This is a genomic window from Sphaerisporangium sp. NPDC004334 (genome assembly GCF_053602655.1).
Map to the genome: position 1 here is coordinate 1 of NZ_JBSGDZ010000054.1, position 21,002 is coordinate 21,002.

The 21,002-nt window shown below is 70.7% G+C and carries 26 protein-coding genes and 1 pseudogene; 10 read left to right on the forward strand and 17 right to left on the reverse strand.

The window, feature by feature from the left end; translation table 11 throughout:
- The 5 genes from ACWEN6_RS39340 to ACWEN6_RS39360 form a co-directional block, all read right to left on the reverse strand.
- The coding region (locus ACWEN6_RS39340) for a carbamoyltransferase N-terminal domain-containing protein (protein WP_452577150.1) at positions 1-564 on the reverse strand (564 nt) is incomplete at its 3' end.
- Positions 565-836: 272 nt separating this feature from the next.
- Positions 837-1,523, reverse strand: a complete 687-nt coding sequence (locus ACWEN6_RS39345; protein ID WP_452577152.1) for a hemerythrin domain-containing protein — start codon at positions 1,521-1,523, stop codon at positions 837-839.
- Positions 1,524-1,755: 232 nt separating this feature from the next.
- Positions 1,756-2,943 (reverse strand): hypothetical protein, encoded by a 1,188-nt coding sequence (locus ACWEN6_RS39350; RefSeq protein ID WP_452577154.1) that lies wholly within the window; start codon positions 2,941-2,943, stop codon positions 1,756-1,758.
- Positions 2,940-3,248 (reverse strand): PadR family transcriptional regulator, encoded by a 309-nt coding sequence (locus ACWEN6_RS39355; RefSeq protein WP_452577156.1) that lies wholly within the window; start codon positions 3,246-3,248, stop codon positions 2,940-2,942. Before ACWEN6_RS39355 ends, ACWEN6_RS39350 begins: the two co-directional genes overlap by 4 nt.
- A gap of 53 nt (positions 3,249-3,301) precedes the next feature.
- Positions 3,302-3,697, reverse strand: a complete 396-nt coding sequence (locus ACWEN6_RS39360; RefSeq protein ID WP_452577157.1) for a hypothetical protein — start codon at positions 3,695-3,697, stop codon at positions 3,302-3,304.
- A gap of 336 nt (positions 3,698-4,033) precedes the next feature.
- On the opposite strand from ACWEN6_RS39360, the gene ACWEN6_RS39365 reads away from it, so the two are divergent.
- Positions 4,034-4,360 (forward strand): cold-shock protein, encoded by a 327-nt coding sequence (locus ACWEN6_RS39365; RefSeq protein ID WP_452577159.1) that lies wholly within the window; start codon positions 4,034-4,036, stop codon positions 4,358-4,360.
- A gap of 51 nt (positions 4,361-4,411) precedes the next feature.
- On the opposite strand, the gene ACWEN6_RS39370 is transcribed toward ACWEN6_RS39365, so the two are convergent.
- A complete protein-coding gene (locus ACWEN6_RS39370) occupies positions 4,412-5,197 on the reverse strand; it encodes an ATP-binding protein (RefSeq protein ID WP_452577160.1) in 786 nt (261 codons plus the stop codon).
- 99 nt (positions 5,198-5,296) lie between these two features.
- Here ACWEN6_RS39370 and ACWEN6_RS39375 point away from each other — a divergent pair.
- Both ACWEN6_RS39375 and ACWEN6_RS39380 read left to right on the forward strand, forming a co-directional pair.
- Positions 5,297-5,853 (forward strand): annotated as a pseudogene (locus ACWEN6_RS39375) (DUF5753 domain-containing protein).
- Positions 5,844-6,056, forward strand: coding sequence for a DUF397 domain-containing protein (locus ACWEN6_RS39380; protein ID WP_354853529.1), 213 nt, complete (start codon positions 5,844-5,846; stop codon positions 6,054-6,056). Before ACWEN6_RS39375 ends, ACWEN6_RS39380 begins: the two are co-directional and overlap by 10 nt.
- Positions 6,057-6,142: 86 nt before the next feature.
- Here ACWEN6_RS39380 and ACWEN6_RS39385 read toward each other — a convergent pair whose 3' ends face one another.
- Together ACWEN6_RS39385 and ACWEN6_RS39390 are read right to left on the reverse strand one after the other, a co-directional pair.
- The gene (locus ACWEN6_RS39385) at positions 6,143-6,274 is read right to left on the reverse strand and encodes a hypothetical protein (protein ID WP_452577162.1); all 132 of its coding nucleotides are present in this window, start codon (positions 6,272-6,274) and stop codon (positions 6,143-6,145) included.
- The gene (locus tag ACWEN6_RS39390) at positions 6,265-6,513 is read right to left on the reverse strand and encodes a hypothetical protein (protein ID WP_452577163.1); all 249 of its coding nucleotides are present in this window, start codon (positions 6,511-6,513) and stop codon (positions 6,265-6,267) included. Before ACWEN6_RS39390 ends, ACWEN6_RS39385 begins: the two co-directional genes overlap by 10 nt.
- A 12-nt stretch (positions 6,514-6,525) precedes the next feature.
- Between ACWEN6_RS39390 and ACWEN6_RS39395 the strand changes: the two genes are divergently transcribed.
- Positions 6,526-6,774 (forward strand): hypothetical protein, encoded by a 249-nt coding sequence (locus tag ACWEN6_RS39395; protein ID WP_452577165.1) that lies wholly within the window; start codon positions 6,526-6,528, stop codon positions 6,772-6,774.
- 419 nt (positions 6,775-7,193) lie between these two features.
- Here the strand turns inward: ACWEN6_RS39395 and ACWEN6_RS39400 are convergent, their stop codons facing one another.
- Together ACWEN6_RS39400 and ACWEN6_RS39405 are read right to left on the reverse strand one after the other, a co-directional pair.
- Positions 7,194-7,622 (reverse strand): PIN-like domain-containing protein, encoded by a 429-nt coding sequence (locus ACWEN6_RS39400; RefSeq protein ID WP_452577166.1) that lies wholly within the window; start codon positions 7,620-7,622, stop codon positions 7,194-7,196.
- Positions 7,623-7,636: 14 nt separating this feature from the next.
- Complete coding sequence (locus ACWEN6_RS39405; protein WP_452577168.1) at positions 7,637-8,317, reverse strand: DUF433 domain-containing protein; 681 nt, start codon at positions 8,315-8,317, stop codon at positions 7,637-7,639.
- Between the two features lie 297 nt (positions 8,318-8,614).
- On the opposite strand from ACWEN6_RS39405, the gene ACWEN6_RS39410 reads away from it, so the two are divergent.
- Complete coding sequence (locus ACWEN6_RS39410) at positions 8,615-9,364, forward strand: DUF4184 family protein (protein ID WP_452577169.1); 750 nt, start codon at positions 8,615-8,617, stop codon at positions 9,362-9,364.
- 101 nt (positions 9,365-9,465) lie between these two features.
- Here ACWEN6_RS39410 and ACWEN6_RS39415 read toward each other — a convergent pair whose 3' ends face one another.
- Positions 9,466-10,491, reverse strand: coding sequence for an aldo/keto reductase (locus tag ACWEN6_RS39415; protein ID WP_452577171.1), 1,026 nt, complete (start codon positions 10,489-10,491; stop codon positions 9,466-9,468).
- A 99-nt stretch (positions 10,492-10,590) separates the two neighbouring features.
- On the opposite strand from ACWEN6_RS39415, the gene ACWEN6_RS39420 reads away from it, so the two are divergent.
- Entirely contained in the window at positions 10,591-11,175 is a 585-nt protein-coding gene (locus tag ACWEN6_RS39420) for a TetR/AcrR family transcriptional regulator (RefSeq protein ID WP_452577173.1), read from the forward strand.
- Positions 11,176-11,265: 90 nt separating this feature from the next.
- Here ACWEN6_RS39420 and ACWEN6_RS39425 read toward each other — a convergent pair whose 3' ends face one another.
- The 4 genes from ACWEN6_RS39425 to ACWEN6_RS39440 all read right to left on the reverse strand — a co-directional run bounded on the left by ACWEN6_RS39425 (position 11,266) and on the right by ACWEN6_RS39440 (position 15,767).
- Positions 11,266-12,303, reverse strand: coding sequence for a cobalamin B12-binding domain-containing protein (locus ACWEN6_RS39425; RefSeq protein WP_452577175.1), 1,038 nt, complete (start codon positions 12,301-12,303; stop codon positions 11,266-11,268).
- Between the two features lie 33 nt (positions 12,304-12,336).
- On the reverse strand, positions 12,337-14,262 hold the full coding sequence (locus ACWEN6_RS39430) for a SpoIIE family protein phosphatase (RefSeq protein ID WP_452577176.1): 1,926 nt from the start codon (positions 14,260-14,262) through the stop codon (positions 12,337-12,339).
- 132 nt (positions 14,263-14,394) lie between these two features.
- A complete protein-coding gene (locus ACWEN6_RS39435) occupies positions 14,395-14,697 on the reverse strand; it encodes a hypothetical protein (RefSeq protein ID WP_452577178.1) in 303 nt (100 codons plus the stop codon).
- A gap of 293 nt (positions 14,698-14,990) precedes the next feature.
- Positions 14,991-15,767: a TetR/AcrR family transcriptional regulator gene (locus ACWEN6_RS39440; protein ID WP_452577179.1), complete on the reverse strand. Its 777-nt coding sequence runs from the start codon at positions 15,765-15,767 to the stop codon at positions 14,991-14,993.
- Positions 15,768-15,905: 138 nt separating this feature from the next.
- On the opposite strand from ACWEN6_RS39440, the gene ACWEN6_RS39445 reads away from it, so the two are divergent.
- The gene (locus ACWEN6_RS39445) at positions 15,906-16,682 is read left to right on the forward strand and encodes a DUF2306 domain-containing protein (protein WP_452577180.1); all 777 of its coding nucleotides are present in this window, start codon (positions 15,906-15,908) and stop codon (positions 16,680-16,682) included.
- Positions 16,683-16,687: 5 nt separating this feature from the next.
- On the opposite strand, the gene ACWEN6_RS39450 is transcribed toward ACWEN6_RS39445, so the two are convergent.
- Complete coding sequence (locus ACWEN6_RS39450) at positions 16,688-17,479, reverse strand: glycosyltransferase family 2 protein (protein ID WP_452577182.1); 792 nt, start codon at positions 17,477-17,479, stop codon at positions 16,688-16,690.
- 298 nt (positions 17,480-17,777) lie between these two features.
- Between ACWEN6_RS39450 and ACWEN6_RS39455 the strand changes: the two genes are divergently transcribed.
- The 3 genes from ACWEN6_RS39455 (at position 17,778) to ACWEN6_RS39465 (ending at position 20,290) form a co-directional block, all read left to right on the forward strand.
- Positions 17,778-18,554 carry a CPBP family intramembrane glutamic endopeptidase gene (locus ACWEN6_RS39455; protein ID WP_452577184.1) on the forward strand — a complete coding sequence of 259 codons (777 nt, stop codon included), beginning with the start codon at positions 17,778-17,780 and terminating at the stop codon, positions 18,552-18,554.
- Between the two features lie 107 nt (positions 18,555-18,661).
- Complete coding sequence (locus ACWEN6_RS39460) at positions 18,662-19,471, forward strand: polysaccharide deacetylase family protein (RefSeq protein ID WP_452577186.1); 810 nt, start codon at positions 18,662-18,664, stop codon at positions 19,469-19,471.
- A 117-nt stretch (positions 19,472-19,588) separates the two neighbouring features.
- Positions 19,589-20,290: an HNH endonuclease family protein gene (locus tag ACWEN6_RS39465; protein ID WP_452577188.1), complete on the forward strand. Its 702-nt coding sequence runs from the start codon at positions 19,589-19,591 to the stop codon at positions 20,288-20,290.
- A gap of 105 nt (positions 20,291-20,395) precedes the next feature.
- Here ACWEN6_RS39465 and ACWEN6_RS39470 read toward each other — a convergent pair whose 3' ends face one another.
- Positions 20,396-20,707 (reverse strand): hypothetical protein, encoded by a 312-nt coding sequence (locus ACWEN6_RS39470; RefSeq protein WP_452577190.1) that lies wholly within the window; start codon positions 20,705-20,707, stop codon positions 20,396-20,398.
- Positions 20,708-21,002: the final 295 nt, after the last annotated feature.

The window sequence follows — 21,002 nt, forward strand, 5'->3', positions numbered from 1 at the left end:
CAGGTCGCCGCCGCGGTAGTGGCCGGCCAGGTGCGACACCGCCTCACCCCGCCCGTCGCACACCAGCACCGCCGAATCACGATACGGCGCCGCCAGCCCGGCCGAGGCGGCGTGCGCGACGTGGTGCGGGACGAACCGCACCTGCGCGGTGTCCAGGCCGGGCAGCGCGGTGGCCAGGAACGCCGGAGCGCGGCGCGCGTAGGTGGTGCGCAGGCCCTCCCAGCAGACCTCGGCCGTCGGGTCGGGCGGCATCGCCGCGTCCCAGGCGAGCCCGGGAGCCTCGGCCGGCGGGCCGAATCCGGCGGGCGACTGCTGGTCCAGGCGCACGAGCTCGGGATCGTAGGAGTAGGCGACGCCGTCCAGGTCCTCGGGGCGCAGGCCCGCCTGGCTCAGGCACCACGCGGCGGCCTGCTCGGGGAGCTCCCAGGCCGAGAAGGGCACGGGACGCTTGCCATGTTTGCGGCGGCTGAACCGTTCTTCCTCCGCCGCCGCGACGACCTCTCCGTCCACGACCAAGGCCGCTGCCGGATCATGAAATATGGCGTTGATCCCCAGAAACCGCATCGGCATACCTCCGTAGGGCCGCGAGTGGTCTGGTTACCGAGCGAAGCGGCTCTCAAACGCGCCTTTGCGCATACGTCGAGGTAGAAAGGTGTGAATCTTGAACTTTGTCACTATGTGTAGCGAGAATCGGGCTTTTGTCGCCACGAACGGGCGGCGTCGCGACCGGCCTCGGCGGGCGTCACCCGGCGGCTCGGGAGCCCGTCTCGCCCACTCCGTCGATCACTCTCGACGCCCATGTGGATGGCCACCTCCTGGCCACGACCCGTGCCGGGTCAGCCCTGGCTGCGGGCGGGGGTGGCGGTGCCGTACACCCGCTTCGCGTGCGACGCGTACGCCCGCGGGGCCATGATGGGCATCAGCAGTCGCGCCACGAGGGGAGCCTCGGCGAGAACGTTCTTGATGACCTGCGGGTCCCCCTCGTACATGGCCATGCCGAAGGCCAGCGGGAGCCGCTTCTTCGGCAGCTCCTCCATGCTGTGCTTGCCGAGCTCCTGCCACTCGGAGGCCGTGACGTACTTCTCGGCCAGGGGGAGGATGTGCTTCTCCTCCAGCGCCATGTGCTCGACCAGCGCGGCGTCGAGCCGGTCGAGGGCGCTTGCCAGCACCTCGCGGTCGTGCGCGGAAGCCTCACGGCGCCAGGCGGTCAGTCCCGCCACGACCTCTTCGTTCGTCCGGTCGATCACCTCGTGCTGGCTCTCCATCCGGTGCACGACCGGAGCGACCTCCGTGCTCCCGCGCTCCAGCAGCTTCGGCCACAGCAGCGCGTCCTCTCCACCATGGTGCGCGTGAAGGATGGTGCAGAGAAGGCCGAGATGGTCGCTGACCGTCTCGCATCTGTCCTTGTCGCCCGGCGTGACGCCCCGCACGAGGGCGGGCGCGAGACCGAACTCCCGGCGCAGCGAGATGTGCGCCATGTACATGTCACGGACGTCGGCCATCGGGCCTTCGACGGATGTCACCTGTTCCCCCCGGACTTCCCCGTAGCCGGTTGGCCACGCGTACCGAGGCGGTCCACAGGCGCGCCGGCTACGGCAGTGCTTGAAATTTCAAGCGACACTAACAGGGGGATATGACGAAAAAGTTACCCACAAGTGCGGTGACCGCATACGTTCACCAGGCACGGCTGAGCGGCTGCTCGCCCGCCTGTGGGGACCCGGCGATTCGCTCACCTACGAGGCGGATGCGCTTGCCTCACGTCTCGACGTCCCCTTGGAGCCCCGGCCGCTGCCACGACGGCCGGGGTTGCTCCTGCCTCGGTGCGGTGGTCAAGGTGAGGATCCCCAGGACGATCGCCGTCAGGGCGCTGAGGACGGCGCCCGTCTGCTCGCCGGCGGTCGCGGCGAGGCTGGTCAGCGCGGCGCCGGCGAAGGTCAGCGTCCGCAGCACCGCCGTCCGTCTCCGTACCACCGGGCGGATCATCGTCGCCAGCACCCCGGCGAGCAGGCTGCCCCACACGATGGCCGCGACGTATTCGTCGCCCGCCTCCATGCGGCTCAGCGCCTGCCGCACTTGGGGCGAGCCCGCGTTGAGCGGGACGATGCTCGGCATCCGCTCAGGGAACAGCAGCCAGGCCGCGTCGCCGAGGATGGACACGACCGCGCAGCCGACGGCGCCGACGCAGAGCACGGCCATGAAAACCTGCGCGGTGTCGCCGGTGCGCTGGGCGACCGCGAACATCGCCGCCACCAGGGCGCCCACGAGCGTCAACGCCGGCCAGAGGGCCTGCCCCGGCAGGGCGTCGGCCAGCGGCGGCATGACGCGTTCGAAAGGGATGAGCGCGAAGCCCGCCGCCCCGGCGACCACACCCGCCGCCGTCCCGTACGCGAGCGCCGCCGGCCGCGCGGCCGACCCGCGGGCGGTGGCCGCCAGCATCACGGCGGTATAGAGAACGAGCATGATCATGCTGAGCGGGATGTGCAGCTCGGGTCGCAGGTACTGCGGGCCCCGAAGGTCCCTGACGGCGACCAGCAGGTACGCCACCGCCACGGCGTAGCCGGCGGTTCGGATCACCCGCGCCGTCGGCGAGCTTGCCACCGGCCCGAACAGACCCGGCCTGCCGCCCAGCCAGGCCAGCGCGGCGAGAACCAGCGTCAGCGTGACGACGAGCACCCGGGCGCCGGGGTAGACGATGCCGGCCGCCAGCACCGCGGCCACCGCGGCCGCCGTGCCTCCCAGATGGCCCAGAGCGCGCTGCGCCGAGGGCTGGACCAGGGCGGCCCGGACGCAGCCGAGCGCGAAGCGCAGGCGCGCCCCACCACCGTCGACCTGCTCCAGTTCGCCCCGCATGGCGGCGCCCCACTCGCGCCGCGCCGCGGGCAGCAGCCACACGGCGAGCGCGAGCAGGCGTCCCGCCGCATCCCGGGACGGCCGCCGGTTCACCACGCGCTCCGCAGTTCGCCGCTGACGCGGCCCGCCGGCGCCTTGGCCGCGGCCCTGGCCATCTCCAGCCCGGCGCCGGTCAGGCGGTACAGATGCCTGGGTGGACGGCCCGCCGGGGGATCGGACTCCCATGCCGTCTCCAGCATCCCCCGGTCGGACAGCCGCATGAGGATGGGGTAGAGGGAGCCGGCCTTGAGGCCGACCTGCCGTCCCAGCTCATAGCCGTACCGCCACTCGGACGGGTCGGCGGCGAGGGCGGACAGCACGGCGACGGTCTGCGGGGAAGGACGTCGGGCTCGGATCACCCGGGTAACTCTACCTATATAGACTTATCCCGCAAGACCGTGACCGGATGTGGTCATCCGGTCCGGCGTCGCCGTCGCCGCAGGACGGTGACGACGACGGGCCATGGCAGGCCGCAGGCGGCGGTGACCGCCGCGCACATCGCGAGCGACAGCGGGGTCAGGTACGCCAGCGCCAGAAAGACCAGCGGGACCAGCACAAGCCCGTCGAGCACCGGATGGGCCCTCGACCACGCGGTGACCTCCTCGAAGAACAGCGGGACGAACGTCAGCGCCCCGTACACCACCGCCGCGAGGACGCCGACCGCCAGGCCGTGCTTCTCTGCCAGGCTGATGGCCAGGTAGACGTCCACCGGGACCAGCAGCAGCCCCAGCCACCAGGGCGGCATCCGCCCGTCGAGTGCGCGCCGCACGGACGACGCGGACGGTACGGGATGTTCGGACGTGGTCATGAGTGCCTCCTCTGACGTCCCCTGCGAACGGACGGCACGCGCTCACCCACACCGCCCCGCCTCCCCCAGTGAACGGCGCGCCGCTTGCAATCGCCTTGCAACGCCTCCGAAGGCCGCGCCGATTCCGCGCCCGAGGCGGAGGCCGCCTGGAGGCGGGCGCGTAAGCTCCACCCTGACGGCGGTGATCCGTTAAAGAACCCATCGACGAGCGTCTGGAAACTCGTCGAGGGCTTGCGGTCCGGATTCGCGTCCACCTGATGACGGTCTGCCGGGCCGGTCATCTTGTGGTGGCAGGTCCGCGAGTCCTGCCCAGGACGATAGGTGAGGAGATCTCAGATGGGCGCGGAGCCGGGGTCGGTCGCCACCGGAGTGGTCGTCGAGTGGAGTGACGATGAGGGCTGGGGGTACCTCCGGTCCGCCGATCTTCCCGGCGACGTCTTCGTCCTCTTCTCCACGATCGTGGCCCAGGGATACCGATCGCTCACGCCAGGGCAGTCGGTCCGGTTCACCTGGGAGCGGGCCCGGCAGGACGGCTTCGACTTCCGCACGATCGAGGTCTTCACGGGGGATGACGTCACGCCACGCCCGCCGGGCGCGATCGGCGGGCGTCGTGACGACGGAGGCGCGTACACCAGCGATCTGCGGATCGACTTCGACGAGTAGCCGCGGGGGGCGCGCGTCAGCCGGCGTGGGAGGTGTCCGCCGCCGGGGTGGTCAGATGCCAGCGGCACCAGACCGTCTTGCCCTTGCCTTCGCCGTCGGGGAACGGAGTGACGCGGTGTCGTCGGCGAGGGCGTCGACGATGGTAAGACCGCGGCCATGGACGGCCTCGACGTCGAGGTCCAGGTGGCGGGGCAGTTCGGAGCCGTGGTCGGTCACGCGGACGCACAGGGCGCGGGTGCCGAGCCACAGGGACAGCCGGACCGGAGGCTCGCCATAGGAGACGGCGTTCGCGAGCAAATCCCCGACGGCGAGAACGACATCATCGGTGAGTTCGGGCAGCGCCCAGGAGATGAGGGTCTCCTTGACCGCACGACGCGCCTCGCCGACCATCGTCAGGTCGTCGGTCAGGTCCCAGCAGGCGGTGCGCAGACCGCCGTCCCGCGTTGGTGGCATCGGTGCTCCGTCAGGTGGCGGACGGCTCGGGAGAGCCGGGTGGAAAGGACGGCGGCCCAGACGATCTGCCGCCGCTGGAGTGGTGGGGTGGTCGGGGACGGGGTGGAACAGGACCGCCCGTTCGGCCTCGCGCATCAGGTCGCGCAACTCGTCGGCGGCGCCCGCCTGTAAGACCAGGGGAGCGGGCAACGGCCAGGTGGCGACGGCGTAGAACCGCCGGGAGCCGACGCCGTACCAGATCGCCCAGACAGGCTCCATCTGGTCCAACTGCTGAGCGGCCGCCCGCTCGGCCGCGTCCCAGCGCCGCGAGGGGACGAGCGTGCGCGCCACGCCCGGCCGGTGCCGGCCGCGCGCCGGCGCCCGGGTGGCCGCGTCCCCGCTCATGCCTCCACCCCCCTGCGCCGCCCATGCCGCCCATCTCGTGCGCCTGGCACGGCCGGAGGCCCGCTTGTGGACCAAATTGACTCGGAACGCCAGCCCGCAGTGGTTTCGGGGTTGGCTGAAACTGAGCAAGAAGCCCATACCCTGCATACCTGGCAGCCACTGGTCGTTCCAGGACTGCTCCAGACGGAGGACTACGCGCGGACCATCATCCGCGGAGAAGCTGGTATAACCCTCGCACAAGTGGAAAAAGCTGTACATGCCCGCATGGAGCGACAGCAGATCTTCAATCGCGCGGCTCCACCGATGCTCTGGGTTGTGATAGACGAAGGAGTGCTTCATCGGCCGGTCGGCGGAAAGAGGTCATGAGAAAACAGATCCGCCGACTCCTGGAAGCCGTCCAGTCTCCGTATATCGGCGTTCAAGTTGTGCCCACGGCTCTCGGGGTCACGACCGGGCTTCTGGGTGGATTTGTCATTGCACAGATGCCGGATGCTGCGGATACGGTATACATCGAATCCGCGACTCACGGGCACGTGTCCAACCGTGCAGAGGACGTCAGGGTGATCCAGAGCAGCTACGACACGGTACGGGCTGAGGCGCAGCCCCAACCTGTCTCAATCGAGTTGATCAGGGAGGCGGAGAAGCTGTGGACCTGAGTGAGGAACTGCGGAACGCGGCCTGGCGTAAGGCGACCAAGAGCGGCCCCAACCAGGGTGACTGCCTGGAGGTGGCGCCGTTGTCTGGGGGGCGGGTCGGGTTGCGGGACACCGAGGCTCCGGAGCGGGCACCGTTCGTGGTGAGTGCGAGCGTGTGGGACGCCTTCATCGACGGCGCCAAGAAGGGCGAGTTCGACTTCTGACGCCAAGCGCTCGGTGACGGCCCCGCGCCGGGCTCTGCCGTCAGGTCGTCGCCGAAGACGGATCGGCGGCGCGGACGATCGGGTGTCTACCGGCCGCCCGGCTTCCCCGCCGGGCGGCCGCCCAGCAGCGAGGCCAGCGCCGGGACCACCAGGGCGACGGACAGGCCGAGCGCGGCGTACCAACCGTGCGACAGGGTGATGCGGAAGGTCACACCCATGCCGCGTGGCTCAGAGACCGAAAGCAGCCCGAAGTTCGATGCCTGCTGTGCAAGTCGTCCCGGCGCAGCAGGACGGCGACGACCGAGGCCACCGCCAACGCGCCCGGGATCGCGGCCCACACGGCGGCCCGGCTGCGGGTGAACCCGTCCGCGATCACGAGGGTCAGCGCGAGCACGGTCATGATCAGCGTGACGATGCCCCAGGTGGTGGCGAGTCCTGACACGTCCGCGAGGGACATGCGGCGTAGGAGATGGTGCACGCCCAGGCCCAGACGTCGGTCGGCGGCCCCGCCACGCCGCCGCCGAGTTGCTCGGGCGCCATGGACACCGGGGTGCCGACGACCGCGCTGGTCAGCGTGCCGGTGGCCTCCAGCGCGCGGGCGACCTTTGATCTCCCGCTCGGGTCGAGTACGCGCCACCCGGTGTCCGGTACCCGCCGTCCCATGCCCCACCGGCCGTCGCTCAGGACGAAGCCCAAGCCGCCGAAGTTCCGCTTGTAGGCGGCGGCGTCAGAGGCGGCGAACAGGGGACCTCGGCCGGCGAACCCCGGGACCATGCGCAGGGGTTGTTCTTGCGGAACCGACCGGGCCCGATGCTCATGCTGAGCGGTCTCCGCCTTTTCCAGCATGGCAGCGGCCGCCCCGAGATCCCCCAGGTATGTGGCATCGAAGGCGAGCCATACCGATTCTTGGGCGTGCAGGCAGGCGGGGCATTCAACGGCCCTGAGAGCGTACTTTCTCAGACTTCGGGCGCGCCGGGCCAGGTCCGCCGGAAGCATGGCGAGCGACGTCTCGAAGTCAGCGGCCGATCGCCTGGACATGCATCCCTCGTAACTGGAGCAACCGGCTGTGGAACGGTTGTCCCATCACTGCGCGTGCCGCCGGCACTTCCGTCGCAGGCGGACCCGGCCGGGATGTTGTTATGGCGTGCGGCCGTGGATAGGCATCTCCTTGAGCTTCGACTCGTTGATCGCCATGAACCACGGGCCCGGCCCTCGTTCCTTGATCTCGCGCTCGATGTCCTCCCAACGGCGGGTGAGCAGGCACATCGTGTCCCAGTTGGACAGGTCCTTCTTGCCGGCTATCCAGAAGACACGTGCTTTGTGCTCGGCATAGAGCATGGCTTTCGCGTGCTTGGTCCTGATGCGTTTGTCCCTTGTGATGACGACGAGATCCCTGGCCGCCACCCGGGGGATCCAGTCGTCGTCCGGGGCGCCAAGGGGCACTTCCGTGATGAGGGGATGGTTGGTGTGGACGACGTCTCGGCGTAGGAGGGCGAGGGCCCTGCCGACGCCGAGGGAGGTCTCGTCAACGAAAAAGCGCACGCTTCGCGCATCGATGGGGGGCATGATGTTCCGCTTGGTCAGGCGCTGCGAAGCTTCTCGAACAGGACCGCTTGCCGCACCTGTTCCAGAGGAAGCTCGTAAAGTTCGGCGATCAGTTCCTCGGGGTCCCCTGCGCGGACCTGTTCGGCGATCACTTCGGTGGGAACCGACCTGACGGCCGGCTCACCGAAGGCGCGCACTGGGTCGATCGTGACCGCAGGTGTCCTCGGCTCGGGAAGCAGACGAACGGCGGTGCCTGCCTCGTCGAACTCCATGGCCTTGACGAACACCTCGACCGGATCGGCCATGACGAGCTGCCCGTTGCGCGCGACCACGAGCAGGAGTTCGGCCTGCAGGCCGACCTGCTCCTGCACCCGCTGCACGAGTTCTTTGCCGTGGGCTGTCACGAAGTTCGCCGACTGGGCGAGGGGATACTGTGCGCCGGTCGCACTGCGGAGCCTGGCGATCGCGGGCCGCATGTTGATGATGGGCACTCCCGCGTTGCGGTACTCGGCGAGTAACCGGGTCTCGACGAATTCCCCCCACGTCACTCTTGTCTCGCCGGTATGGCACTGCCGGACGACCGGCTGGTAGGTGCGGCCATTACGGGAATATCCGTCAATCCAGCGGCGCGCGGTGCCTGAGGGCAGGCCGATCAGGCGATCGACCTGCGACACCGTGTAGGTCGGCCGTTCGAGCAGATCGACCACGACGCTCATGTTGCGAATCATCCCATCGGCGCGCTGGTTGAAAACCTCTCCTGCGAGAGAACCTGGCGATCACATCACGAACTCCCGCCGCGCGCGGATCTTTTGATTTATGTCTTGTCCGATTTTCGATTTACCGGCAAAGACTGCATTGTGCGGCCTGTCGCTCTAACGGGTTCGAATGAGTGTATGATGATCAATGTACGAAAACATGCAGCTCGTGCCATTCCGCGAAGTATGGTGTTTTTATGCCGGTTCGCATGACGGCGTTCGCGGTGTGGGTGGCCTGGCGGCCAGGTTCAATGGGGCGTGCCTTTTACGTTGAGCCATGTTGTCGCGGTGGTGCCGTTGCGGAGGTGGTTGCCTTCGGCGGGGCTGGTGGTCGGGGCGGTGGTTCCTGATCTGGCGTACTACCTGCCGCTGCCGTACTCGTCCGGGGTCGCCCATGACTGGCGCGTCGGCTGGCTGGTGGATGTGCCGGCGGGGTTGGTGGTGCTCGCCGTGTTCCATCTGGTGCTGCGCGCGCCGCTGACCGCGCTCGCTCCCGGCGGGGTACGCGCCCGGCTGCCCGATCGGGGTGTCGGGGGACGCGGGCCGGCGACCGTGGCGGCGCTGGTGGCGGGCATGGCGACGCACCTGGCGTGGGACGCCTTCACGCACGTGGACGGTGTGGTCGTGACGCACTGGCCGGTGATGCGCCTGCCGGTCCTCGGCGTTCACCGGGTGTTCAACGTGGTGATGTACGTCAGCTCGCTGGCAGGGCTAGCCGTCCTGGTCGCCTGGTTCGCACGGTGGTATCGGCGCGTTCCGCCACGGCCAGGGCGGTTTTCGGGCGTGGGACGCCGGCCGCGCCGGCTGGTGGTGGCGGGCGGCGGGGCGGCCGCCGGTGTGGGCGCGGCCGTGCTCGGGACGGGTGACGGCGCCGCGGCAAGCATCTATGACCAGGTTCGCGCGGTGTTGCTGGGCGCGACGGCCGGGTTCGCCGCCGTTCTGGTGGCGTACGCGGCGATGTGGCACCTGCGTCGCCTGTGGACGGCACGGCGAGGAGTCCGCCACTAGGGCGCGTATCACAGCTACCTCGCCGGCCTCCACTTACGCGCCTCGATGATCTGGATCAAGAGCTCACTCTCGCTGCTCATCGATCAGGACTCAATGCGCGCCTAGGCGGCGGGGCGTTCTTCGAGTGTGCGGCGGCGCAAACCGACTTGCTGGAGCGCTTGCGGCTTGTAGGCCATGTCGAGCTGGGTGACGTCGGTGCCGGGAGCGACGATGGCGTCGATCTCGTCCAGCAGGGCGTCGTCCAACGTGGTGTCGGCACCGGCGAGCAGGTCGTCCAGGTGCCCCATGGTGCGCGGGCCGATGATGGCCGAGGTGACCCCGGGGTGGGAGACCGCGAACGCCATCGCCAGGTGGGTGAGCTTGATGCCGGAGCGTTCGGCGAGCGCGATGAGCTGTTCGACCGCGTCAAGGCGGCGCTCGTCGCTGTAGTGCTTGAAGAGTCCGCCGCGGTGGGTATCGGCCTGCTGCCCCTTGCGGTAGCGGCCGGTGAGCATGCCCTGGGCGAGCGGGCTCCAGACGAGGGTTCCGATGCCGTACTTCTGCGCGATGGGCAGGATCTCGCGTTCGATGCCGCGGTCGAGGATGGAGTACGCGGGCTGTTCGGTGCGCAGGCGTTGCAGTCCGCGGGACTCGGCGATCCACTGGGCTTCGACGATGGTGGAGGCCGGGAAGGCGGACGAGCCGACGGCGCGGACCTTACCGCTGCGCACCAGGTCGGTGAGGGCCGACAGGGTGTCCTCAAGGTCGACCGTGTGGTCGAGGCGGTGGAGCTGGTAGAGGTCGATGTGGTCGGTGCCCAGGCGCCGCAGCGAGTCTTCGACGGCGGTCATGATCCAGCGTCGGGAGGTACCGCGCTGGTTGGGGTCCTCGCCCATGGCGCCGTTGACCTTCGTGGCGAGGACGACGTTGTCGCGGCGGCCCTTGAGGGCCTTGCCGACGATCTCCTCCGACTCGCCGCGGGAGTACACGTCCGCGGTGTCGATGAAGTTGATGCCCGAGTCGAGGGCCTTGTGGATGATGCGGATCGAGTCGTCGTGGTCGGGGTTGCCGATGGCGCCGAACATCATGGCCCCCAGGCAGTAGGGGCTGACCTGGATGCCCGTGCTGCCCAGCGTGCGGTACTTCATGCCTGTCCTCCGGTACTGCTGCTGTTAGGATCGATAAAACGGAACGCCTTACCACTTAGAGAATACGGAACGCCTTCTCAGTTAGCAACCGGGAGACACATGGGCACGCCTCAGCCCGAACGGACCCGTCGGGTGCGCGCGGACGCGCAGCGCAGCGTCGACGCACTGGTGGATGCGGCTCGTGAGGTGTTCCTCGAAGCGGGCGTGGATGCCCCCGTGCGCCAGATCGCAGGCCGTGCGGGAGTCGGTCTCGCCACGTTCTACCGACACTTCCCCGAACGCTCGGACCTGGTCTCGGCCGTCTTCCGGCATGAGGTGGATGCCTGCGCCGACGAGGCGGCCGTCCTGGCCGCAACCCAGGAGCCCTTCGAGGCCCTGGCCCGTTGGCTGCACCGGTTCACCGGGTTCGTCGGAACCAAACGCGGGCTGTCCGCAGCCCTGCACTCGGGCAACCCCGCCTTCGAGCCGCTGCCCGCCTATTTCCAACAGAGATTCGAGCCCGCACTGCGACAACTCCTCGAAGCGGCAGCAGTCGCCGGGGAGGTCCGCGCCGACGTCGCCCCGTTGGACCTGCTGTACGCCATCTCCCGGATCTGCACGGGAGGCGTGGACCGTAACGCCGACGAGCGGATGGTCGCGCTGCTCATCGATGGACTTCGCTACGGAGCCCGGCGCGACCACTGAACCGGAGCTTGCCGGAGATCTTGGTTTTCCTCGTGCACCCCGAGGGCGGGCGCGGTCGAAAGGTCGGCTTGGGCTGTCGGGGGGTCGGCTTCAGCTTTGGGCGGTGTGGATGCCGGCGGTGAGGAGGGGGTGTGTCCGGGGGAGGTCGTGGAGTTGGTCGCGCATCAGGCGCAGGCCGAGGGCGAGTGCCGCCGGGGGCACGCCGCGCGCTTTGAGGATGTCCCGGGTCCAGGCGACGAAGTCGGTGAAAAGCGGGACGTCGTCCACGTACAGCGCGGCGGCGAGGAAGTCGGTGAGGTGGCCGAGATCGTCGGCGGTGGCCTCCCGCTGCCGCTCGTCATAGGAGGCCATCGGCGGATGGGCCTCGGTGAGCGCGCGCATCGTGCGGGCGATCAGGTCGGCCCGGCCGGCCACGAGCCGGGCGTAGTCGGGGGAGGGCGGTCGCGGCGGACCGCCGGGCGACGCGGCGGGGAAGGAAGGCAGCAGCCCCGCTTCCAGCAGGTCGGCGGCGGCGTCCGCGGTCGGGGCCCAGCCGTCCGCGCCGAGCGTACTGGCGAAACGTCCGTCCGCGCCGAAACCCGCTCCGCCCGCGAGGACCGGGACGCCGGCCGCCTGGCAGGCGGTGATGGTCGCGTGCGCCCGGGGCAGCCGTGTGGTCAGGGTGCAGCTCACGGCCACCGCGTCCGGGCCGGTCTGGTGGAGGTGGGTGACCAGGTGGGGCGCGGGGACGCTCGCGCCGAGGAAGTCCACCCGCCAGCCGCGCAGCCGCAGCACCTCGGCCAGCAGCCGGGTGGCGAGTTGGTGGTACTCGCCGTCGGCGCAGGCGACGGTGACCCGGCCGAACCGGGGCGTGGGGCGCACGCGGGTGGCGATGGCCGCGACGGCCCGCTCGGTGACGGCCGTGGCCGCGTGCTCGCGGGCCACCGACCACGCGTCCGCCGCCCACAGCTCGCCCACCCGGCGCTGCGCCGGGGCGATGAGCTCCAGGAGCACCCGCTCGGCGGGCACGCCGTCGTCCAGCAGCGCCAGCACCAGGTCGACGGCGCCGTACTCGTCCGCATCGCCGATGTGCTTCAGATAACGCTCGACGGCCGTGCTGAGGTCGGCGACGAGGGCGAGGTCAGTCATTCGCGCCTCCCGGGCCGGTGTGGGTGAGGTCGGTCATCTGTGCCTTTCGAGGAGGGGACGGGCGCGGATGGCCAGCAGGGCGCGGTCGTCCTTGTCGCCGTGGGACGTCCAGGCGGTGGTGACCTCTTCGAGTCGTTGCACGACGGCCGAGATGGGCATGCCGGCGCACGTGGCGAGGGCCGATTTCAGCCGGTTCGTCCCGTACAGCTCGGTGCCGGCGGGGCCGCCGGACGCCTCGGTGATGCCGTCGGTGTAGAGCAGGCACAGCTCGCCCGGGGCCAGCTCGACGGTGACCGGGCGGAGGTCGAGGTGGTCGTCGATGCCGAGCATGGAGCCCGAGGCGCCGACCTCCTCCACGCTGCCGTCGGCCCGCAGGATCAGCGGTTCCGGGTGCCCGGCCACGGCCACGTCGATCAGCAGGCGTCCCGCGCGGCCGGGGCGCAGCCGGGCCAGCACGAGCGTGGCGTAGGCGTCGGACGCCGGAGTGTCCAGCAGGGTCTGGTTGATCAATGCGATCAGCCGTTCCGGCCGGTTCTCCACCAGCAGGAGCGTGCGCAGGCAGTGACGGATCCGTCCGGCCAGCACGGCGGCGCGGGCGCCCTTCCCGCAGACGTCCCCCAGGATGACCAGCGGCGCCTCATCTCCCTCACCCGCGCGAGCTGGGACATCCGGCCGGGGGGCGGCGTAGGGGGCGTCCCATCGGTCCACGCCCTGCGGGGTGCCGGGCCTGTCCAGACCGTATGGGGCGGCTGGGGGGAGCTCGTCGTGGGAGGCGTCGGACCGGCGGGGGCTTGGGCGGCATACGTCGTAGAAGTCGCCGCCGATCAGCTCCGTCTGCTGCGAGGGGCGCAGCGATCCGGCGAGCTCGGCCTCGTCGAGGACGGGCAGCTCCGGGGGCAGCAGGTCCTCGGTGAGGACCGCGTTGGTGGCGCTCTGCTCCTGGTACAGCAGGGCGGAGGCGATGGCGGCGCCGGCGCGGACGGCGAACGCGCGCACCAGGCTCTCGGCCGCCGCGTCGAAGGGCGGAGCGCCCTCGCGGCGGGCGAGCACGAGGACGCCGGCCGGTGTCCCGTTGCCGGGCAGCGGCGTCATCAGCAGGTGCGCGGCCTGGCCGAAGCCCTCGGGCAGCAGCCACCCGGGCGCGCGGGCCGCGTCGATCCGGAGGTGGGGCATGGCCGCGTACCCGTACAGCGCGTCGGTCAGCTCGGGCAGCTCGGCGACGGACCGCACCTCGCCCTCCCGCACGGTGGATCCCCACGCCGTGGCGCGCAGCCAGGAGTGGGACCGGCGATGGTCGGGGAGAAGCAGCACCGTGGCGGCGTCGGCGAGGAACGACGCGGCGAGCTCGGCCGTGGCGCGGGCGCAGCGGCGCGTGTTGAGCGAGCCGGACAGCCGGTGGCCCGCCTCGACGAGGAACTCCGCGCGCTCGTGCGCGGGCGAGGACGGACGGGCGCCGGCCGGGACCTCACCGGCGACCTCCGACAGGAACCACGCCTGGTGGGCCGGGCCGACCATCACTCGACGCACCCGGACCGTGCGCCCGCCGTGGACGGTGAGACGGCTCACGCCGATGGGCGCGGCCGGGTCGAAGAGAGCGACGGCGGCATCCAGGGCGGCCGGGGCGAGGGGAGCGGGGCCGGCGTCGAGGGGGGCCGGGTCGAAGAGCGCCGCGGCGGCGCCGAGGATGCCCGGGGCGAAGGGACCGGCGGCGGTGGCGCCGGAGGATGTGGGGAGGCCGGGTATCGCGTCTGGGACGATGCGTACGGCGGCGGCGTTGGCCAGCAGAACGCGCCCGTCCGCGTCGCAGAGCACGACGCCCTCGCCCGAGGCCTCCAGGAGGGCACGCATCAGCGTGGCGTCCGGAGTCATGGCCGGTGCCGGCAGGAGGTCGGTGCGGTGATGGGCGGGAAGTTCGCTGGTGGCGCCGGAGATGTCACCGGCCGGTCGTGCTCGTGACATCACGAGGCCTTCCACATTGGGTGCAGCCAGCCTACCTACCGACTTATCCGGTAAAGCCTGCTGTGCCGATCCCGCATTGCGGTCCGATGATCACAGGCGCCGTCGTAGCCCTCGGGAATACCTGGAATGGGGCTAGGGGCGCCGCGATTTCCACCAGTGTGGGGGGATCCTGACCAGCCCTTGGACGACCGCCGCCGCGCCGGCGCCGGGGGTCAGGAAGTGTTCGGGCGCGAGCGACGACGGCGGGCGCAGCAGCAGCCGGACGGAGCCCACGAGCAGCACCAGCCAACCGACGATCATCACAAGCTGCCGCAGCAGGCAGGCCATGTGCCCCAGCAGGCTCGACGTCTGCCCGAGCAGACCGCTGGCGGCGCTCACCACCGTGGAGGCGTCCTCCAGCCTCCGTGCCGCTCTGGGGCGTCTCGATCTGACCACGTGGCCCACCTCCCACCAAAGGATCTTTGAATCCCTTCGGCGGGGCTCGCTAGCGCAAGCAATATCAACCGGCTCGACCGCCCGCAACGCGAGCCGCGCACAGTGGGCAACTCTTCGAAATCGTGTTCGATTACGTCCGGTCCCTTTGCTGTGCCCAGCGGGATTCCTGCCCTCGCGGCAGGTGTGGCGCGACGCCCCAGGGGTGACGCCGCGGTGTGGTTCAGGCCTTGGAAGCCTTCGCGGTGAGATCGGTGAGATCGGTGAGATCGTGGGATTGGCGAGATCGGGGACCGCTAGCTTGCCGCCGGGTGGGGGCCGCGTTCGCGGACCAGTTTCTCGACGCCGTCGAGGATGCGGTCGAGCCCGAACCCGAAGTGGGAGGCGGGGTCCTCCACGGGCCCCTCGGTGTCGTACTCGTCGAAGACGCCGTCGTTGAGGGCTTCCGCCAGGGCCGGAAAGCGCTCGTCGATGAGGCGGGCGAGCAGCTCGCCGTACGACGGCGCCGCGGGGTCGTCCTGGCCGGGCGCGGCGCCGGGGTCGCTCGTGGACAGCTGCGTGTCTCCGCGCACGTAATGCAGGACCAGCAGCAGCACCGACATCTTCTCCCGCGGCCGCAGCGCGGTGCCGCCGAGGGCGCGCAGCCCGGCGTCCAGCCAGGCCAGCTGCCCCGGGTCGAGCGGCGGTGCCCCCGCGGTCGTCACCTGCAGGATCCACGGGTGCCTGCGGTAGACGCCGGTCAGCTCCACCGCCCATCGGCGCAGCTCGGCGCGCCAGTCGGCCGGTGTGGGCGAGATCTCGGGGGCCGGCCCGGGCGCGGCGTCCAGCATGAACGTCCACAGCTCGTGCTTGTTGGCGACGTGCCGGTACAGCGACATGGTGGCGCACCCGAGCCGCTCCGCCAGGCGGGCCATGGACAGCGCCGCCAGGCCCTCGGTGTCGGCGATGGCGATCGCGGTGGTGACGATGCGGTCGAGGCTCAGCGCCTGCGCCGGGCCCCGCGCGCGGCGTTCGGAACGGCCCCACAGGACTTCCAGCGTGCGGGGCAGCTCTCCGCCGGTCTTCTCGCTCATCGGCGCCATCCTACCGTTCTGCGTAGGGCATACGCCATGTGTATCTCATACGCTAAGCGTATTTCCTACGCCATGCGTATCAGATACGCTCAGCGTATGTCATACGCAGCCAACCGCCCTTCCCGCTGAGGAGCCGTCATGGTCATGACCACCGAGAGCCCGTCCTCCCCGCCCCCCGGTCCCTCGGCCGGCTCCGTTCCGTCCCGCCGCTGGTGGCAGCGGCCGTGGATGGCTCCGCTCGGCTTCATCGCCGTGGTGTTCCTGGTCTACTCGCTGCCGCCGTACCTCACCGGTGACCCGGCCCTCTCCCGGGTGCCGCGGCCGGCGGGCTTCCCGGCGCACTATCCCCTGCTGGTGGCGCACGTCATGTTCGCCTCGGTCGCGATGCTGACCTGCTTCCTGCAGGTGTGGCCGTGGTTCCGGCAGCGGTACCCGGTGGCGCACCGGTACGTCGGCCGGGTCTACGTCTTCGGCGGCGTGCTCCCGGCCGGCCTGGCCGGCCTGGTCATCGGGGCGGGCACCCCGTTCGGGCCGGTCATCGCGGTCAGCAACGTGATGCTGGCGCTGCTCTGGCTGTCGTTCACCCTCGCGGGCTACCGGATGGCGCGGCAGCGGCGGTTCGTCGACCACCGGCGCTGGATGCTGCGCAGCTTCGCCCTGACCTACTCGATCATCACCAACCGCGTCTGGGGCGTCATCGTCGCCATCGTGCTGACGCCGCAGTTCGAGACCACCTTCAAGGGGGACGTCACCATGTTCACCTGGACGCTGGCCGGCCTCGGCGGCTGGCTCGGGTGGACGGTGCCGCTGCTGGTCGTCGAGTGGTGGCTGGAGCGCGGCGATGCGGCCAAGCGCCGCGCGCGGGCGCGCTCCCGCGCCGCCCGCCCGGCCGCTGTGCACGGCGCGCACGAGTGACCGCCTCAGGCGGCGACGTGCTCCGAGACCGGGGTGACGGCGGCGCGGCGTCGTGCGGGCAGGGGACGGCCGCGCTCGCGCAGGATGGTCTTGAGCACCCGCCAGCCGTCGCGCACGGCGTGCAGGTTGCTCGCGCCGTGGATGCGGCAGCGCTCGTGACTCGGGATCTCCTGCACGGCGAGCCCGGCCTTGGTCGCCCGCACGTTCATCAGCGTCTCGATCTCGAAGCCGTCGCAGTCGAGGGCGAGAGCGTCCAGGTGGCGCGACCAGAAGGCGTTGTAGCCGTAGCACAGATCGGTGTAGCGGGTGCCGTACAGCCAGTTGGTCAGCGTGGTCAGCACCGTGTTGCCGAGCGAGCGGGTGACGCTGATGTCGTCGGATCCCGCGCCCGAGGTGAAGCGCGACCCCTTGGCGAAGTCCGCCCCCGCGACCAGGGCGGAGACGAAGCGGATGATCTCGCGTCCGTCCGTCGAGCCGTCGGCGTCGATCATGACGATGATGTCGCCGGTCGCCGCCGCGAAGCCCTCGATGAGGGCGTTGCCCTTGCCGCGTCCGGTCTGCGGGACGACGCGCAGTTCGGGGCGCAGGGCACGCGCGACGGCCACGGTGTCGTCGGTCGACCTGCCGTCCACGAGGATGACCTCGTCGATCCAGCGTGGCAGGGTGGCGAACACGTGCGGCAGGTTCTCCGCCTCGTTCATGGCCGGAACCACCACGCTGACCGTCGCTCCGATGGCCAGGTCGTCGCTGACGGCGGTGTACTTGCCCTGGGGCGCGATGATCCCGTACGTCGTCATGGGCACATATTGGGCCAGCCCGCCTGCAGGTCACTTGACAACCCCTTGCAAACCCATGGTCATCGACGCTTCGGGCCTGGTCAGAGGCGGTACGTCCGGCAGAGGGGCTTGACTGCCGCGCCGGGTTTCGGTCGGGGGATTAGGGCGGCTATATCGGACATATGCCTTGATCCGTAACCGCCGGTTCAGGCCGGCCACGTCGTCGGACCCCCGGTTCCCAGACGCCTTCTCCCGGGCGCCGGTCAGGAAGGCCGAACGGCTCACGCTCGCCTGACGCCACCCGTGGGAGGCTACGCGCGTGCAGGATGTCAGTACGGGAGAGACCGGCCTCACTCCGCGGCTGGTCCGGGCCGAGCTCATCGTCGTCTTCGCCGTCTCGCTCGGCGCGAGCGCCCTGCGCTCCCTGATCTCGCTGATCGGCTCGCTCACCGCCCCCGCGGAGCTGAAGGCGCAGCACGCGGTGCTCGTCGGCACGAGGGCGCCCGGCCGTCCCTGGCTCGATCTGTCGCTGCAACTGGCCGACATCGCGATCGCCCTGGCCCCCGTCGCCCTGGTCGCCTACCTGCTGGTGCGGTCCGGAGAGTCGGCGCGCACCATCGGCGCCGACCTGCGCGAGCCGGGACGTGACCTGCTGCGGGGCGCGCTGCTCGCGGCCGTGGTGGGCGGCACCGGGCTGGCGTTCTACCTGATGGCACTGCGGTCGGGCATCAACCTGGACGTCGTGCCGGACCGGCTTCCCGACGTCTGGTGGCGAGTGCCGATCCTGCTGCTCGCCGCCGCGCAGAACGGCGTGCTCGAAGAGGTCATCGTCAGCGGCTACCTGCTGCACCGGCTGGACGCGCTGGGCTGGCGGCCCTGGCGCGCGGTCCACCTGTCGGCGACGCTGCGAGGCTCCTACCACCTGTACCAGGGGTTCGGCGGCTTCGTGGGCAACGTCGCCATGGGCCTGCTGTTCGGCCGTCTCTACCAGCGGTGGGGCCGGGCCATGCCTCTGGTCGTCGCGCACACGCTCATCGACGCGGTGGCCTTCGTCGGGTACGGCCTGCTCCGCGGCCGGGTGAGCTGGCTGCCGTGACACCACGGGCACGGACGACCGTCTAATGGGAGGTGACTTTCACAAGTCGCCCGAGTTCATTCCTGTCGGTCCGATGCCTTTCGCACCGGAGTGGGTACCGTGACCTCGTGGATCAAAGCGAGGCCGGCCGTCGCCGCGCGCTGTGGGCCCTCGGAGCTCTGGCACTGGCGGGTTCGCTGGGTTCGCTGGCCGGCGACGCCGTGCGGTCGTCCTCACGCGCGCCCGGGGCCGCTCCGGCTCGGCACGGGCGGCGCAAGGCGCACCCGCGGGTCGCGCCGCCGCCCGCCGGGTGGACGACGCACGCGCTGAAGGCCCGCCACCAGCCCGTGCGCAGCCTGCACGACCTGGCGCCGGACGCGCCGCGCAACGCCATCGCGCTCACCATCGACGACGGTCCGCACCCCGAGTGGACGCCCCGCATGCTCGACCTGCTCGCCGAGCACGAGGTCAGCGCGACGTTCTCGCTCATCGGCCTGCAGGTGCAGCGCTACCCGCGGCTGGCCGAGCGCATCGTCCAGGCCGGGCACCAGCTCTGCAACCACACGATGCACCATCCCATCCCGTTCAACCGCCTGTCCGCCGGGCGCGTCAAGGCCGAGATCACCGAGGCCCAGCGGCGCATCTCCGACGCCACCGGCGTCCACGCGAGGTTCTTCCGCTCGCCGGGCGGATCGTGGTCGCGGCAGGTGGTGCGCGCCGCCGGCGACCACGGCATGATCCCGATCGACTGGGACGTCGACCCGCGCGACTGGTCCAGGCCGGGCACCCGGCGCATCGCGCAGAGCATGCTCGCCTGCCGGCCGGGCGCCATCCTGCTGTGCCACGACGGGGGCGGCGACCGTTCCGAGACGCTCAAGGCACTGCGCACGGTCATCCCCCGCCTCAAGCACCGCGGCATGGCGTTCGTGGCCCTCTGACCCTGTCCGGCCGGGACATGGCGGTGTCGATCACGGGATTTATGGGGATAGACAGCTCGACGAGTCTTCACCCGTCCGGCCCGGGAGGCGGCACTGAGCACGCGCGGGGTGGTCGCCGTGGCCGGAGTCGCCATCGTGCTCGTCTCTCTCGCCGGTCACGCCGCGACGAAACCCACGACGCGCGTCACCGAGCGCGCCGGCCCGCTGGAGAACCCGGACGGCACCAGGCCGGGCCTGGTCGCCATAACCTCGCGCATGGACCGTGCGGCGGCCGTCGACCTGATCCGGCGGGTGCGGGTCGGCCGCCAGGGGTCCAAGCGCGGGTACACGCGCACCCGGTTCGGCGAGAACTGGGCGGACACCGCGCGGGGCGTGCCGTACGCGCGCAACGGCTGCCGCACCCGCGACGACCTGCTCGCCCGGGACGGCGAGGAGGTGGCCTACCGCCGCGGGTCCCCCTGCGTGGTGGTGGCGATGAAGCTGCGCGACCCCTACACCGGCAGGACGATCCGGTGGCGCAAGCGCGACGCCGACCGCGTGCAGGTCGACCACGTGGTGCCGCTGTCGTACGAGTGGCGCATGGGCGCCTCCCGATGGAGCATGGCCAAGCGGGTGCGCATCGCCAACGACCCGCTCAACCTGATCCCGGTCTACGGCCCGGCCAACGAGGACAAGGGCGGCGCGGGGCCGGCGTCCTGGCTGCCCCCCGTGCGGAAGGTGCGCTGCGCGTACGTGACCCGTTTCGCGCAGGTCGCGGTGAAGTACGACCTGCCGGTCACCCGGTCCGACAAGTCCGCCATGCTCGCCCAGTGCCGCTGACCCGGCGGCCGATCGGTTCCTCCAGCCGGCCTGCGTCCCCGCCCGGTTCTCCAGCGCCTGCGACCTGGCCGGTCACTCGCCGGCCGGCGCACGCCGCAGGGCCGGTCAGCTTCTGGCGCCGACCGGGTGACGGTACTGCTGCTCGGGCGTCATCGGCGCCTGGTGGTTCTGGTGCGGCTCCTGCGGCGCGGGCGGGGCCTGCGGGGCCGGGGCCTGCGGTCCGCCGACGAGCGCGCGCACGGCGGACTCGAGCTCCTCGGGCGTCTCGCCCTCGGCGAGCCGCGGGTCGTTCTTCGCGGCGCCCTTGGGCGTGGCCCAGAAGCGCCCGGTGTGCTCTCCGTACCAGACGGTCCATCCGGGCAGCCGTGCCGCCAGCTCGCGTGCGACGGTCTTGCCGTCGGTGACCTCGTTCGCCATCACGACCCTCTTCCGTGGTTTCACCCGTCATCGGTAGCCGGGACGGTCCCAATCAACCGGAGCATTGGCCCGCGAGCTTCCTCGTCGGGTGAGGCTCCCCCTTTACGGACGGTCGATCGGCCGGCTCGAACCAGACCGGACTGCCCGCTATGTCGCCGTGAAAACCCCCGGGACCCACCGTACGTGAGAAAAGCGATTTTTGGCCGTGAACCCGCTCGTAAAGGTGTGTGTGGTCCGGAGTCAGGCCCGTGACTACCCACCCGTATCGACCCCTATCCCACCGTTTGCTGGGGTT

Bases quoted from the DNA above. Each gene is read 5' to 3' on its own strand.
- ACWEN6_RS39425 (WP_452577175.1), bottom strand. From the start codon at position 12,303: ATGACTGACCTCGCCCTCGTCGCCGACCTCAGCACGGCCGTCGAGCGT.
- ACWEN6_RS39415 (WP_452577171.1), bottom strand. From the start codon at position 10,491: ATGAAGTACCGCACGCTGGGCAGCACGGGCATCCAGGTCAGCCCCTAC.
- ACWEN6_RS39365 (WP_452577159.1), top strand. From the start codon at position 4,034: ATGGGCGCGGAGCCGGGGTCGGTCGCCACCGGAGTGGTCGTCGAGTGG.
- ACWEN6_RS39405 (WP_452577168.1), bottom strand. From the start codon at position 8,317: ATGAGCGTCGTGGTCGATCTGCTCGAACGGCCGACCTACACGGTGTCG.
- ACWEN6_RS39470 (WP_452577190.1), bottom strand. From the start codon at position 20,707: ATGGCGAACGAGGTCACCGACGGCAAGACCGTCGCACGCGAGCTGGCG.
- ACWEN6_RS39400 (WP_452577166.1), bottom strand. From the start codon at position 7,622: ATGCCCCCCATCGATGCGCGAAGCGTGCGCTTTTTCGTTGACGAGACC.
- ACWEN6_RS39360 (WP_452577157.1), bottom strand. From the start codon at position 3,697: ATGACCACGTCCGAACATCCCGTACCGTCCGCGTCGTCCGTGCGGCGC.
- ACWEN6_RS39440 (WP_452577179.1), bottom strand. From the start codon at position 15,767: ATGAGCGAGAAGACCGGCGGAGAGCTGCCCCGCACGCTGGAAGTCCTG.
- ACWEN6_RS39430 (WP_452577176.1), bottom strand. From the start codon at position 14,262: ATGTCACGAGCACGACCGGCCGGTGACATCTCCGGCGCCACCAGCGAA.
- ACWEN6_RS39395 (WP_452577165.1), top strand. From the start codon at position 6,526: ATGGTGCACGCCCAGGCCCAGACGTCGGTCGGCGGCCCCGCCACGCCG.
- ACWEN6_RS39390 (WP_452577163.1), bottom strand. From the start codon at position 6,513: ATGTCCCTCGCGGACGTGTCAGGACTCGCCACCACCTGGGGCATCGTC.
- ACWEN6_RS39370 (WP_452577160.1), bottom strand. From the start codon at position 5,197: ATGAGCGGGGACGCGGCCACCCGGGCGCCGGCGCGCGGCCGGCACCGG.
- ACWEN6_RS39450 (WP_452577182.1), bottom strand. From the start codon at position 17,479: ATGACGACGTACGGGATCATCGCGCCCCAGGGCAAGTACACCGCCGTC.
- ACWEN6_RS39445 (WP_452577180.1), top strand. From the start codon at position 15,906: ATGGTCATGACCACCGAGAGCCCGTCCTCCCCGCCCCCCGGTCCCTCG.
- ACWEN6_RS39385 (WP_452577162.1), bottom strand. From the start codon at position 6,274: ATGGGTGTGACCTTCCGCATCACCCTGTCGCACGGTTGGTACGCCGCG.
- ACWEN6_RS39420 (WP_452577173.1), top strand. From the start codon at position 10,591: ATGGGCACGCCTCAGCCCGAACGGACCCGTCGGGTGCGCGCGGACGCG.